Origin of the sequence: Schnuerera sp. xch1, assembly GCF_019931165.1 — a bacterium.
Taxonomy (GTDB): Bacteria; Bacillota; Clostridia; order Tissierellales; family Tepidimicrobiaceae; genus JAIOUP01.
On the sequence record NZ_JAIOUP010000026.1, the window covers coordinates 1 to 13,219 of the forward strand.

14 protein-coding genes and 1 tRNA gene are annotated in these 13,219 nt (G+C 28.9%); 14 read left to right on the plus strand and 1 reads right to left on the minus strand.

From position 1 onward, the window contains the following. Positions 1–106 precede the first annotated feature (106 nt). Positions 107–853 (plus strand): copper homeostasis protein CutC, encoded by a 747-nt coding sequence (locus tag K8M07_RS12110; RefSeq protein WP_223379295.1) that lies wholly within the window; start codon positions 107–109, stop codon positions 851–853. A gap of 334 nt (positions 854–1,187) precedes the next feature. On the opposite strand, the gene K8M07_RS12115 is transcribed toward K8M07_RS12110, so the two are convergent. Next, positions 1,188–2,054, minus strand: a complete 867-nt coding sequence (locus K8M07_RS12115; RefSeq protein WP_223379297.1) for a MurR/RpiR family transcriptional regulator — start codon at positions 2,052–2,054, stop codon at positions 1,188–1,190. A gap of 1,740 nt (positions 2,055–3,794) precedes the next feature. On the opposite strand from K8M07_RS12115, the gene K8M07_RS12120 reads away from it, so the two are divergent. The 13 genes from K8M07_RS12120 to K8M07_RS12180 all read left to right on the plus strand — a co-directional run bounded on the left by K8M07_RS12120 (position 3,795) and on the right by K8M07_RS12180 (position 13,016). Beyond that, positions 3,795–4,211: a PTS sugar transporter subunit IIA gene (locus K8M07_RS12120; RefSeq protein WP_223379299.1), complete on the plus strand. Its 417-nt coding sequence runs from the start codon at positions 3,795–3,797 to the stop codon at positions 4,209–4,211. 2 nt (positions 4,212–4,213) lie between these two features. Continuing rightward, entirely contained in the window at positions 4,214–4,699 is a 486-nt protein-coding gene (locus tag K8M07_RS12125; protein ID WP_223379301.1) for a PTS system mannose/fructose/N-acetylgalactosamine-transporter subunit IIB, read from the plus strand. A gap of 24 nt (positions 4,700–4,723) precedes the next feature. Continuing rightward, complete coding sequence (locus tag K8M07_RS12130; protein WP_223379303.1) at positions 4,724–5,473, plus strand: PTS mannose/fructose/sorbose/N-acetylgalactosamine transporter subunit IIC; 750 nt, start codon at positions 4,724–4,726, stop codon at positions 5,471–5,473. A gap of 2 nt (positions 5,474–5,475) precedes the next feature. Next, positions 5,476–6,318, plus strand: coding sequence for a PTS system mannose/fructose/sorbose family transporter subunit IID (locus K8M07_RS12135; RefSeq protein WP_223379305.1), 843 nt, complete (start codon positions 5,476–5,478; stop codon positions 6,316–6,318). Between the two features lie 210 nt (positions 6,319–6,528). Then, positions 6,529–7,641 carry a DgaE family pyridoxal phosphate-dependent ammonia lyase gene (locus K8M07_RS12140; RefSeq protein ID WP_223379307.1) on the plus strand — a complete coding sequence of 371 codons (1,113 nt, stop codon included), beginning with the start codon at positions 6,529–6,531 and terminating at the stop codon, positions 7,639–7,641. A gap of 18 nt (positions 7,642–7,659) precedes the next feature. After that, positions 7,660–8,409 carry a 2-dehydro-3-deoxy-phosphogluconate aldolase gene (gene dagF / locus K8M07_RS12145; protein WP_223379309.1) on the plus strand — a complete coding sequence of 250 codons (750 nt, stop codon included), beginning with the start codon at positions 7,660–7,662 and terminating at the stop codon, positions 8,407–8,409. A 13-nt stretch (positions 8,410–8,422) separates the two neighbouring features. Beyond that, positions 8,423–9,250, plus strand: coding sequence for a Cof-type HAD-IIB family hydrolase (locus tag K8M07_RS12150; protein ID WP_223379311.1), 828 nt, complete (start codon positions 8,423–8,425; stop codon positions 9,248–9,250). A 118-nt stretch (positions 9,251–9,368) separates the two neighbouring features. Further along, positions 9,369–9,533, plus strand: a complete 165-nt coding sequence (locus K8M07_RS12890; protein WP_223379313.1) for a Spo0E family sporulation regulatory protein-aspartic acid phosphatase — start codon at positions 9,369–9,371, stop codon at positions 9,531–9,533. 267 nt (positions 9,534–9,800) lie between these two features. After that, a complete protein-coding gene (locus tag K8M07_RS12160; RefSeq protein WP_223379315.1) occupies positions 9,801–10,187 on the plus strand; it encodes a transposase in 387 nt (128 codons plus the stop codon). Positions 10,188–10,918: 731 nt separating this feature from the next. Beyond that, positions 10,919–11,015: transfer RNA gene (locus K8M07_RS12165), tRNA-Sec, on the plus strand. Positions 11,016–11,142: 127 nt separating this feature from the next. Continuing rightward, positions 11,143–11,352: a small, acid-soluble spore protein, alpha/beta type gene (locus tag K8M07_RS12170; RefSeq protein WP_223379317.1), complete on the plus strand. Its 210-nt coding sequence runs from the start codon at positions 11,143–11,145 to the stop codon at positions 11,350–11,352. 124 nt (positions 11,353–11,476) lie between these two features. After that, positions 11,477–11,857 (plus strand): universal stress protein, encoded by a 381-nt coding sequence (locus K8M07_RS12175; RefSeq protein WP_223379319.1) that lies wholly within the window; start codon positions 11,477–11,479, stop codon positions 11,855–11,857. A gap of 94 nt (positions 11,858–11,951) precedes the next feature. Continuing rightward, entirely contained in the window at positions 11,952–13,016 is a 1,065-nt protein-coding gene (locus tag K8M07_RS12180) for an ATP-binding protein (protein ID WP_223379321.1), read from the plus strand. Positions 13,017–13,219: the final 203 nt, after the last annotated feature.

The window sequence follows — 13,219 nt, forward strand, 5'->3', positions numbered from 1 at the left end:
AATCGGTGAGGAGTTATATTATTTTATGAAAAAATATCCCGTATTTATACGGGTTTTGGCGTTTCGCAAACGCCTAACTATATTATAGATGTAAGGAGAAAAGAAATTGGAAAGAATTGCTGAAATATGTTGTGATAGTTTAGAGGATGCTTTAATTACCCAAAGAGCAGGAGCCGACAGAATAGAACTTAATAATAGTACCCATATGGGAGGACTTACTCCTTCTATAGGTACTATTAAACTGGTGGTAGAAAACTGCCAGATTCCAATTGTTGTAATGGTAAGACCTCGTGGTGCTGGATTCTATTATAATGAGTATGAATTTAATACTATGCTATCAGATATAGAATTCATTGTGGAATATGATATTGAAGGTATTGCTTTTGGATGTTTAGATGAAAATAGGGAGATAGATAAGGTGAAGAATAAAAAAATAGTTGATATACTTGATAAGCACAATAAAGATGCAATATTTCATAGAGCATTTGACTGTGTGAAAGATCCCTATAAATCCATAGAGACACTCATAGATTTAGGCGTTAAGAGGGTATTGACCAGTGGATTAAAGCCTAAAGCTATAGAAGCTATAGACCTATTATCTGAGCTTCAGAATAAATATGGAGATAAAATTGAGATATTAGCAGGTAGTGGAGTAAATGCATTAAATTGTAAAAGGTTAATGGATGAGACTGGCATCCTACAATATCATAGTTCATGCAAAATCTGGAGAAAGGATCCAACCACAGTAAGTAATGTTTCCTATGCTTACGCAGATAATCCAAATGAAGAATATCATAATATTGTGAGCTACGAGAAAGCTCTTGAATTTGTAAAGGCTGTAAATGAAAAATAATTACAATAGAATATTATTATAGCTTAAAAGATGAATCTTTATTTTTGTCAGGCTTTGTGTGATTAGAAATATAGCAATTTTTACTTATAATATTAGTTTTCGAAGTAAATTATGTATCAGAATATTAGAAAGGTTGACGAAGATATTGTTGTATTTTTAAAAAATGGTGTATCTATAAACTTCGTTCTTTTACTATTATTGTCATAGAGATAGTTTAATTTTAAATTTATATTCGTTAAGAATATAAAAACTATATGGAATTGAAAGTTAATATATGAGGAAATGCAAAATTTAATAAACAATTTTATTATGCAATTTCCTCATATATTAATAGTTATAATAAATCTTTCAATTTACTTAATGGGTTACGATCGTCATCATTTTCATTTGCAAATGATGATATTGCAAGAAATTTTTCATATACGGAAGTATTCTTAGAAATGATATTATAAAAAAATATGTCAAATAGTTGTAATATTAATATTTCTCTTGAGATTGAATTACTATTTTCTAATAAGTTTGTTTTGGGAATTAAGAAAACTAAATCGGAATATCTAGAACATAGAGATTTTTCATAATTTGAAATTAAAGCAATATAACTTTTATTTTTATGGAAGCATTCCATTAATTTAGAAAGCTTTATGCGATTTCCAGATAAGCTTATCACAATAATTAAATCACTTGAAGTAGAAGTTTGAGAATAAATTTTCAAAGCATCATATGTGGTTATAGATTGAAAATTTAGGCCTAGATTCATAAATTTGTGTGTAAGTAACCCTGAAATATAAGTATTGGTATCTACCCCAACAATAAAAATTCTAGATGATTTTGTAATTTTTTCACACAATAAATCAATTTCGTTTGGATTAAATAAGGAAAATAAAGAATCAGTTAGAAGCTTGTATTCATTACATAACAATGAATATCCTTTTTTTTCTTTTTTTTCTGTGGTATAATTTAGTTCACGTTGTAATGTATATTTAAGCTCACTAAGACCAGAGTAACCAATTTTTTGAGCAAATCGAATTATGCTTGCATCAGAGATACCTATTTCGCTAGCAAGTTGTTGTGTACTATTATTTATAAATTTTTCTGTATTATTTTTCATGAATTGTACAATTTTCCAATCTGTTTTTGTAAATTGACTTAACATACTATTGATTCTTGAAGTTAATCCAAATATATCTTGTGAGTTATTCATGTATATCACTCCTCTTTATTTTCATATAGGATATTTTAAAAGATCTATTTAAATATCGAAGTTTTAAAAATTCATATAGTTTAAATTATATTAAGAATGAAAGAATGAAATATTAAATATTAAATATATTTATAACACATTTTTAGTGTGGAAATAGAACTAAATTCTTAATATAATAAAAGTATTTAAATTATTTTGAAATAATCCTTTTATTAATAATCTTACAAAAAAAAAACTTAAATTTCAACTTAAATTGCTACTTTAAACATCTGACAATGAAATAAATATAGTTATTAATGAAATGAGTTTTTTAAAGAAGATATAGATACACTATAAAAATACTACTTATGAAGTTGTATTTGTCAACTCAAAACTGGTTTTCTTGCAAATTGGGTGGTCTTAATGTAACTCTATTAGGAATAAGATATATGCTGGTTATTTATCGAAATATTTCCTATGACTAAGTATCTTTATTCTAAATAGATTGAATTTACATCGTCCATAATTTATAAGCTTAATTTCTTTTGCTTTTATCATTCGGTAATTTGTTTTCTGAAAACATATCTTTATATAGAAATATTTTTATCTTTTTTTAATTTCATTTTTATCATAATTTACGTTTTGCCTTATCTTATTTTTGCTTATATAAGAAGAAATGAATACTTGAATCCAACTTGCTTCTCTTTACTTTTCCAATAAACCAATGTACAGGTTTTTTAGCAACTAGGTATTTTTTATGATTGTCCTTGACATTGAATAATTCCTAGCAAATTGTTTTATAGATATATCAGATTTATTTTTTATCTCTATCATAAGATTTCATTTAATAGATATTTTTTATTCTCTAATTTTAGTGTATTACTATTAATTTCAATTTTAGAGATTTGATTTTCTAAATTGCTTTTATTTGTTTACTGAATCTAGAGATTTTTGATCAGATGAAATTTATCAGAAATTTGTTTTGCTTTTGTTAAAGGTTTTTGTATTGCAGACTCATAAATTATATAACTATCTCTATTTACTAATTTAATGTGAATGTACAATAATCTTTGCCTTTTTTGAAAGCAAAATCATCTACTCCTATATTAGCAACAATTTTATTAAAATTTTCGATAACTTTCTCAAAATTAGTATTATGGTATCATGCGAAATATTAATTTTAAATTTGTACATTATTGTGGGAATTTTTTTCGCATTGATTGAAGCCCTAGTAATCTAATTGTTTCAATTATATTATTGGGTAACCATGCGTAAGAATTAATAAAAAATCTTTCGATAAATATTTTCTGACTGCAAAATGTTTCTTTGCATTTAAATTTTCTAACTATTAATATAATTTCTTGTGGACTTTTATCTAAAGAACCATTAAATATTTTTATTGTGTATTTAGAATGTATTCTATTTGAAATTATTCCGTAATTAGGAAATTTGCAATACCTTTAATACTTTTAACTATAATAAATTATTATTATTCTCTTTAAACTAGTGCATTATTCTTATATCTTTCATTTGGAATTTCCTTTAGCATGACTATAATTAAATTATATTATATTACAAAGAAGTATCAAATCATTGCTAAATATTTTTCATTTTTATCATTACTAAATTTGCAAGAGAACCACTTTTAGATTAACAGAAACAGAAGATACGTAATAGGTGATAAAAATATTGACTTACAAAATGTAGTATGCTACAATTAAATTAGAAAAAATGAAATATAATACAGAAAGGAGGGAATCGATGAGTGAGACTAAGATTTTATTACTGACGCATGGTGGATGGGGGATGTCATTAGTTAGAGGAGTTGAAATGATATTAGGTAAAATTGATTTTGTAAAGGAAGTTCCACTTTTGCCAAACGATACACTGCTTGACTATAAGAAAAAGGTAATTGCAATTTCAGAAAAAATGTCTGAAGATTCATTAATTTTAACAGATGTACTGGGAGGAACTACAACAAATGTTGCAGCGGTTGTTGGTAGACAACGTGGAATAAAAGTTATTTGTGGTCTAAATGCACCCTTGTTAATTACAGCTTCATCTTCAATAATATTCAGTAATAAACTTGATTTTGAACACCTTTTAAATGAAGGAAAAGTCTCAATAAAGGATGTTATAGAAGAAGCAAATAAGTTATTAATGGAAAAGGATGGATAACTATGGCAGAAATAGTATTATGTAGAATTGACAGTAGGTTAATCCATGGTCAAGTTATGACAAAATGGGTAAACCAATCTCAAGCAAATAGGATTATTGTTATAAGTGATGAATTAGTTAAAGATGAGTTCATGAAAGAAATTTATTTGATGAGTGCTCCCCAAGGTATCAAAGTTAATGTGATGAGTAGGGATGAGGCGATTAAAACATGGAAAGAAAATAAATTTGGTTCAGGAAAAGTATTGTTATTATTGCCAGACATAGCCTATATAGAATATGTATATAACCAGGGTATTAAGGTTGATACCATACAAATAGGCGGTTTGGGAGGAGCTCCGAATAGAAAAGTAGTATTTCAGAATATAACTTTAGACGACAATGATATTGAAAGGTTGAAACGTTTATATAAACAAAATGTAAACATTATTTTTCAAACAATACCAGAAGATTCTCCACAAACATTTGAAAATATTTTGAAGAAGTATTAATTTAATAGTAAAGGAGTGTGGAAAATGAGCACATTAGGTATTTCAATTTTCATGGGATTTTATTATTGGTTTTCAAGATTAAGACTAGGGTATACCTTTTCAAGTATGTTGTTACAACCTGTTGTTATTGGGGTATTTGTAGGATTGATTACTGAAAACATGGTATTAGCTATGCAAATAGGTGCGGCGTTACAATTAGTTTATTTAGGAGTAACATCTACTCCTGGCGGAAATGTTCCTAGTGATCCAGCGTTAGCTGGATGTATTGCAATTCCACTAGGTGTACTTGCGAATATAGAGCCTCAGGTGGCAATTGCGTTTGCTATTCCATTTGGTGTTTTGGGAGTATTTGTGGATCAATTAAGAAGAACAACAAACGCAATTTGGGTGCATATGGCGGATGATTATGCAACTCAGGCTAATACAAAAGGAATTATGCGGTGTGCCTTTATTTATCCAGCATTGATGGGATGGATTATTAGATTTCCAGTAGTTTTTGCGATAGTATATTATGGTGTTGAGGCTGTTGAAAAACTTATGAAAATTATACCTGAGTGGTTAATGCATTCATTTGAGATTATGGGAGGGATACTTCCAGCATTAGGATTTGCAATAACACTTACGGTAATTGGGAAAAATAAGCTTATTCCATTTTTTATTATTGGATTTTTTGCTGTTGCATATCTAGGCTTGCCTACAATGGCTGTAGCTATTATTGGGACATGTATTGCGTTGCTACTTAATTTATTTACATTGAAAGATGAGGTGGCTTAATTATGGAAACTCATAAAGATGTTATTTTGAGAAGTGAAAGTAAACTAACTAAAAAAGATATTAATAAATCCATGTGGATTTATTATGCAGGGGCAGAATTATCAAACTCATATGAAAGACTACAAAGTTTAGTGTTCTGTGCCTCCATGACACCTATTTTGAAAAAGTTGTATTCAACTGATGAAGAATTGAGTGAAGCATTAAAAAGACATCTTGTATTTTTTAATACAGAAGGTATATTTGGTTCGATTATTCAAGGGATAACAATTGCAATGGAAGAAGAAAAATCATTAGGTGAAAAGATAGATAGCAATGCAATTAATGGTATTAAAACTGGGTTAATGGGGCCTATTGCAGGTATGGGGGATTCAATTATATGGGCTGCATTAATGCCAATTATTATATCTATATTTTTACCATTTGCAAATAATGGATCAGCAATTGGTGGGATTATGCCATTAATTTTATATCCATTAATAACAATACTCATCTCTTATTTTCTCATTCATAATGGTTATACTTTAGGAAAGAAGTCAGTTGTGACATTAATGCGAACCGGTAGTATGAAACAAATTATATTTACAGCTAATGTAATTGGATTAATAATGATGGGAGCATTATCTGCAAGCTACATAAGTTTAACTACTCCATTGAAATTTAACTTTTCTGGAGGAACAACGATTGTTATTCAAGAAATTTTAGATACAATTGCACCTAATTTGTTATCTTTAGCTACTGTATTTATTATTTATGGTTATATTAAGAAAAGAGGACCACAATATACTAAAATTTTAATTTCAATTGTATTAGTTTCAATTATTACATCTGTTTTAGGACTCTTCTAATTTATTAATAGAATTGGAACTAGGTTAAAATTAAAATATAGCCTTTTTCTGATTCTATAGTTATTTTACCGTCTGTTTCTAGAGTAATAGGAAAGGGTATAAGGCGTAAAATAATATTCGCAAGTTTTTTGAAGTAATAGCATAAATAAGGAGAGAGGAATCTAGGGTTAACCTTTATGATTCTTCTCTTAATTTAAAGGGGTTGTAGTTATGAATATATATGAAAATATGGGACTGAAAAAGGTGATTAATGCTAGTGGTAAGATGACAACATTAGGAGTATCTACTATTGATAAAAATGTTGGAGATTATATGAAAGAAGCTGCAATGAATTTTGTAAAAATGGATAATCTAATAAAAAAATCTGGAGATATTTTATCTCAATATACTGGTGGAGAAGGGTCATGTGTTACTTTAGGATCATCCGCAGGAATAGCCATATCTATTGCAGCATGTATAACTGGTAAAGATATAGCGAAAATCGAAAAGCTTCCTTTAAATGAAGGTTTAAAAAATGAAGTTATTATTCAAAAAGGACATGCAATAAATTTTGGTGCACCAATTATTCAAATGATTAGATTAGGCGGAGGTATACCTATAGAGGTAGGCCAGTCAAATAAAGTAGAACCATTTCATATAGAAGAAGCAATAAATGAAAAAACAGCGGCCCTTATCTATATAAAATCTCATCATACAGTACAGAAAGGCATGACATCCATAAAAGATATGGTGAATATAGCAAAAGAATACCAGATACCACTAATTATTGATGCAGCTGCAGAAGAGGATCTAAAAAAATATATTGGATTAGGTGCAGATTTAGTAATATACAGTGGCGGTAAAGCAATTGAAGGGCCTACATCAGGGTTTATCACTGGAAGAAAAGATCTTATAGAGTGCTGCCAGTTACAGTACAAAGGAATAGGGCGTGCAATGAAAACAGGAAAAGAAAATATTATGGGTTTATTGAAGGCAATTGAAATATATAATCAAAAAGACATGGAAGCATCAATAAAAGTACAAAAACAACGTATGGAGTGGTTAATAAAGCAAATTAATACTATAAATGGATTGGAGGCATCTGTAATTCAAGATGAAGCAGGAAGGTGTATATACAGGGCAAAGGTAAAAATAAATTCAGATATATTGGGAGTGGATGCTTATTACATTATAAGAGAATTAGAGAATGGGAATCCTAGTATATATACAAGAAACCATTATGCAAACATAGGAATAATAAATATTGATCCAAGACCATTAAAAGATGGAGAAGAAAAAATTATATTTGAAAGATTAAAAGACATAATAAAAAATTTAGGATAATTAGGAGGTAGAAGCTAAATGGAATTAGATAAATTGAGGTTTTATAAAGATAGAGTTGCAATAAATTTACTTGCTAAGAATATAGACAATGCAAAAGATATTTTAGAGGTGTTAGACGGTAACGGAGTAATAGGTATATTGTCAAAAAAATTTAACAATATAGATGAAGGCGTGAAATATGTAAAGGAATTTCAAAAATATATTCCAACAATATCTATAGGATTAGGTGCTGGAGATCCGAATCAATGGAAAAAAGCGGCGGTGATAGCAGCTGAAACAGATCCTGGACATGTAAATCAAGTATTTGCTACGGCAGGATATACAGTGGGATTATTAAAGGGTAAAGGTTGTAAAAATACATTAGTAAATGCACTTATAAGTCCAACAGGAACAGTAGGGATGGCAAAAATATCCACAGGTTCATTTAGCGCACAAAAAGAAGCTGCAATAGTTGATATAGATACAGCTCTTTGCATGTTAAAAGATTTTGGAATTAATTCATTAAAATTTTTTAATATACGTGGTGCTAAACATTTAGATGAGCTTAGGGAAGCTGCAAAGGCATGCGTACGTATAGGCATACCAGTAATAGAACCTACCGGAGGTATAACAACGGAGAATATATATGATGTAGTAAAAGTGTGTATAGATGCAGGGTGCCAAAAAGTGATTCCACATGTCTATAGTTCAGCTATAGACAAGGAAACTGGACTAACAGATATAAATGTTGTAAAGCAATTATACGTAAACATAAAAAAAATAATTTAATAGAGGTGGGACATTGTCTTATAAACTTGTATCAATAGATATGGATGGTACATTGTTGAATGATGAACAATTCATATCTAAGGAAAACATAAAAAAAATATTACAATGTATCCGAGAAGAGATAGATGTAGTTTTAGCTACTGGGAGGACATTTAAATCTGCACAATACTATGCAAAGATTCTGAATGTAAATATTCCTATTATAGCTTATAATGGAGCACTTATAAAACAATCTGTTGGTGAAAATACAATCTTCTCTTCTAAAATACAAATGGAACATGTGAAACGATTTTTAAAATTATCAGAAAAGTATAATATGTATACTAAAGTATATATCGACGACATTTTATATGTAGCTGAAGAATCTAAAGAAGCCAGGAAATTTTCTAAAGAGCATAGGATAGAATATAGAGTAGTCGGTAAATTAAGCAATCAAATAAACTCATCTCCTTATATGATAGTTATAAAAGAGTCTGAAGTAAGATTAGATTATTTTATTAACCGATTAAAATCAGAAGCAGATTTACCTATAAGCATAACAATGTCGACACCTAATTCTTTAGAGATAATGGCTTATAATATATCAAAATCAAATTCATTAAAAATATTGTCTCATAAAATGAATGTAAATAATAACTTGATTTTGACAATAGGCAATAGCTTAAATGATTATCATATGATAAAAGATGCAGGATTAGGCATAGCAATGAAAAATTCAGATAAAAAACTTCTAGAAAGATGGGATATAGTGTCAGAACATGATAATAATGAGGATGGGGTAGCACACATATTAGATAAATATGTGTTAAAAGCGACTGCTACAGATATTGATGTAACATAACAGAATCATGGGATGCCTTTTCAACGTCCAAATGATGTTCTTAATGTAAGAGAGCGGCGGAAATAGATATAATGGCATGGCAAATGGCCTTCTCTGAACCTAAATTTTACCATTAGAAGTGAGTGATTTAGAAAACTTAAAAGAAGAAATAGAAAAAATTAGACATAGATTATATCAAGATATTTCTAATAATAGTAAAGAAGAAATATTAAAAACAAGTAAAGAATTAGATGAAGCTATAATAAAGTATCTGAAAAATCAATTAAACCGCAATAAAAGTTAGCTCTTCTGTGTATTCAGGAGAGCTTTTTAAGTGTGCCCGGCATAGGCAGCAACTTGATGGTGAGAGTTCACTAGGGCTTGGTAGAATAGTTCAGTGCTTGTGAAGGCTTCGAAAAACTCCTATAAATCATTGGTTTTGTAATAACATGCATTAAAAGGTTAAGATGGTTGTATTCTTAACTTTTTATATAATTAATTTTTCAGAATCCATATAAAATATGGTTAATAAATATATGATAAACGTTGAGATATGGAAGGTTGAGGGCATATGCTAGGCAAAAACAGAGGGCAAGTTGATGTGTTTGATCATATGATTCTCGAGAAATTGATTCCTAAAGATTATTTACTAGTTAAAATAGATCCTATCGTTGTTTTTTTATTCGTATACGATAAAGCTAAAGATAAATATGGCACAATGGACAGGGGTTCTAACGATCCAATTATAATGCTAAAGATATTACTTCCTGAGTACTTATACAAGCTTTCAGATGTAGAAGTTGTTAATAGAATCAAAACAGATATTGCCTTCCATTGGTTTTTAAAATTAAGCATAGATGATCCTGTTCCAGATGATACAACTATTAGCCACTTTAGAATTAAGCGGCGAGGAATGGAACATTATGATAAATTCTTTAATGAGATTGCTAAGCAATGAATTAAAAATGATTTAGTAAAAACTAAGCGATATATTATAGGTTCTACCGATGTAGCCGCAAATGTTAATTACCCTTCTTATAAGAAATTAATAAGAAATGCATATAGAAATGTAATTAAAGAAATAGATAAATTTGATGAAACTCTAGCCAAAGATTATATGAAGAAATTTGAAATAGAGATAGAATAAGAATATAAGGACAACGAAAAGGTAAGTGCTAAAAAAACATTATGAAATAGCAGAAAAACATTTGGGCGATCTATAATATCAAGATATACGATGAACTTCGTAAAAATGATAAATATGAGGAAGCATATGGTGTATGTTATGATATTATAGGCCAATTCATAATAAGTAATTGTGAAACTCTTTTTAAAAACTGAATAATAGGAATATAGATCCTTCAAAAATAAGTTTCAAGAATAGAAAGTGGAATCTAAATGAAAGTTTAGCGAGAACTAAAAGTTGTCCTTAAAAAGGATACAGATTAGGTGATTCTGAATTCTCCACAATTCTTTCTATATACATTGAAAATCTCCAGAACGGGATAGGGAAATAGCAGGTGCATTTGACTTCTAAAAAAATATAAAATTAAGCTCTAAAAATCAAAAAACGAAAATTTTGATACACAATTGACACACAAAGGTGAAAATTCATAAAATTTTAGTATACTTGACACAACAAAAAAACATGCTATAATATAGTAGTGTTAAATCTTACAACAATTGAATGGGAGTAGATGAGTGCTGGTGTGCTCTCTGGTCTTCAAAACCAGCGCGAGGCGTTAGTAGCGTCTTGGGTGGGTTCGATTCCCACATACTCCCGCCATTGAATATTAGCGACTTTTGCCGCTTTTTTATTTTTTATTTTTATAAATCCTTTATTTGCCTTGTATTTAAAATCAATTTATAGATAAAATAAATAAGAATAATCATACTTTAGAGAGGTGAATAAAGTGGCTAAAAGAACGATTGATTCAAATGCAAGAAAAGCTTTAGATGAATTAAAATTGGAAATAGCTAATGAACTAGGGGTTTCAGATGATTTTACTAATAAAGATGAATCTAATCCTGTAACTAATATATTTGATTCTGGCCGTGTAGGAGGACTTATGACAAGAAAGTTGGTTGAAACAGGAGAGAAAGATCTAATGGATGATGAATAGGATAGCTTAAATAAGCTATCCTATTTTATATATAAAAAACTATGAATAAAAATATATAGCTTGATATTATTTTTGCTTTTTATGATATAATTAAATCGGTATCACTCTGTAAAGGGGGATCTTAATGAAAAGAAATAATGTTATGGTGTGTGTTACTCAGCAAAAGACTTGTGAAAGATTGATATTAGGAGGCCATGAATTAATAAAAAGTGAAAATGATAAATTATATGTGATACATGTAGTAAATGAAAAAGAAAAATTTTTAACAGATGTTGATGACGGAGAAGCATTAGAATACCTATTTGAAGTATCAAAAAAAGCAGGAGCAGATTTAACTGTATTGAGATCAAAAAATGTATTAGAAACCATGATTGATTTTGCAAAAAATCATAATATTACTCATATTGTCATGGGCAATTCACCAAAAAATGAAGGTTTTAATACTTATAATATAGGTTCTAAATTAAAAGAAGCTTTACCACATGTTGAATTTAAAAAATTATAAAAACACTTCTTTTGGGAAGTGTTTTTTCTTTTTTGCACATAATAAATATAATGGAATAAATTATTACTATAATCAATTAAGAGGAGGTTTTTTAGTGAAAGATATCAGAAGAATGTTCTTTGGAGGCAATACGGCAAATGGGTTTTATTCATTCCATGACAATATAGTTGATGATGATAGAACAATGTTATATATTTTGAAAGGAATGCCAGGTGGTGGCAAATCGTCATTGATGAAAAGAATAGGAAAGTATATGAAAGAAGAAGGTTTTACCATAGAATTTCATCATTGTCCTTCTGATCCTGAGTCTTTAGATAGTATATTAATAAAAGAGCTTAGAATAGCTATAGTAGATGGAACTGCACCACATACAATGGATCCAGTTTACCCTGGATTAAAGGATAAGATTATAGATTTAGGCCAATTTATTGATTCGCAGAAATTAGCAAAGAATAAGGATAAGATTATAGAAGCAAAATTAAACAATAAGAGAGCATACTCCAGAACTTTCTCGTACTTAAATTCAGCTAAATCCATATACGAGTTGATAGTTGAGAATAATAAATCCGGAGTGGATTTTGAGAAGGTAAACAATGAAACTAGATCTGTGGTAGATAAAATATTTTCTCAAAAAGATATAAACAAACAGGAAATAATGTTCAAGGAGAGACATTCTTTTTCAACGGCCAATACTCCTAAGGGATTTGTAGACTATACTGATACTATTTTAGAAGGAGTTGAGAATATATATTTCATTGACGGAGAAATAGGAACAGGAAAATCAACATTGATCAATAAAGTAATAGAAGAATGTAGGATAAAAGGATATAGTATGGAATATTACCACGATTCTACTATTCCTGAAAAGGTAGAATCCTTAATTATTAAGGAATTGAATACTTGTATAACTTCAAACAAAACTGCAATGGAATTTTCGCATAGAAGAATTAACTTAAATAAATACTTTAAGGAGACGGTGAAAATTAAAGATGACTATGAAACCTATGAACTTTTAAAGAAAAAGGCTATCTCCAATTTATCAGAAGCGAAAGAAAATCATAAAATATTAGAAGAGATGTATAGGCCAAATATAGATTATAGTAGTATAGACAAAGTGAGAGATAAGTTATTAGATGAGATTTTAACATATGCAAAATAATGGGGCTGTTTCAAAATAAAAAGCCCAAAAAAGTAAAACAGGTCTTAGAGCGCTAGCGCTAAGACCTGTTTTTTAGTATAATTTAATACTATGAAAAACCATACTAAATTTAATCATAAAGCAAAAATCAAAAAAATGCAACTAATTTTTAGTTTTGATTTGGCTAATAATTTTGATATGGATGATGAGGTTTTCCTGGTGCA

Coding starts and splice junctions, on each gene's coding strand:
- K8M07_RS12115 (WP_223379297.1), bottom strand. CDS start 2,054: ATGAATAACTCACAAGATATATTTGGATTAACTTCAAGAATCAATAGT.
- K8M07_RS12120 (WP_223379299.1), top strand. CDS start 3,795: ATGAGTGAGACTAAGATTTTATTACTGACGCATGGTGGATGGGGGATG.
- K8M07_RS12125 (WP_223379301.1), top strand. CDS start 4,214: ATGGCAGAAATAGTATTATGTAGAATTGACAGTAGGTTAATCCATGGT.
- K8M07_RS12130 (WP_223379303.1), top strand. CDS start 4,724: ATGAGCACATTAGGTATTTCAATTTTCATGGGATTTTATTATTGGTTT.
- K8M07_RS12135 (WP_223379305.1), top strand. CDS start 5,476: ATGGAAACTCATAAAGATGTTATTTTGAGAAGTGAAAGTAAACTAACT.
- K8M07_RS12140 (WP_223379307.1), top strand. CDS start 6,529: ATGAATATATATGAAAATATGGGACTGAAAAAGGTGATTAATGCTAGT.
- dagF (WP_223379309.1), top strand. CDS start 7,660: ATGGAATTAGATAAATTGAGGTTTTATAAAGATAGAGTTGCAATAAAT.
- K8M07_RS12160 (WP_223379315.1), top strand. CDS start 9,801: ATGCTAGGCAAAAACAGAGGGCAAGTTGATGTGTTTGATCATATGATT.
- K8M07_RS12175 (WP_223379319.1), top strand. CDS start 11,477: ATGAAAAGAAATAATGTTATGGTGTGTGTTACTCAGCAAAAGACTTGT.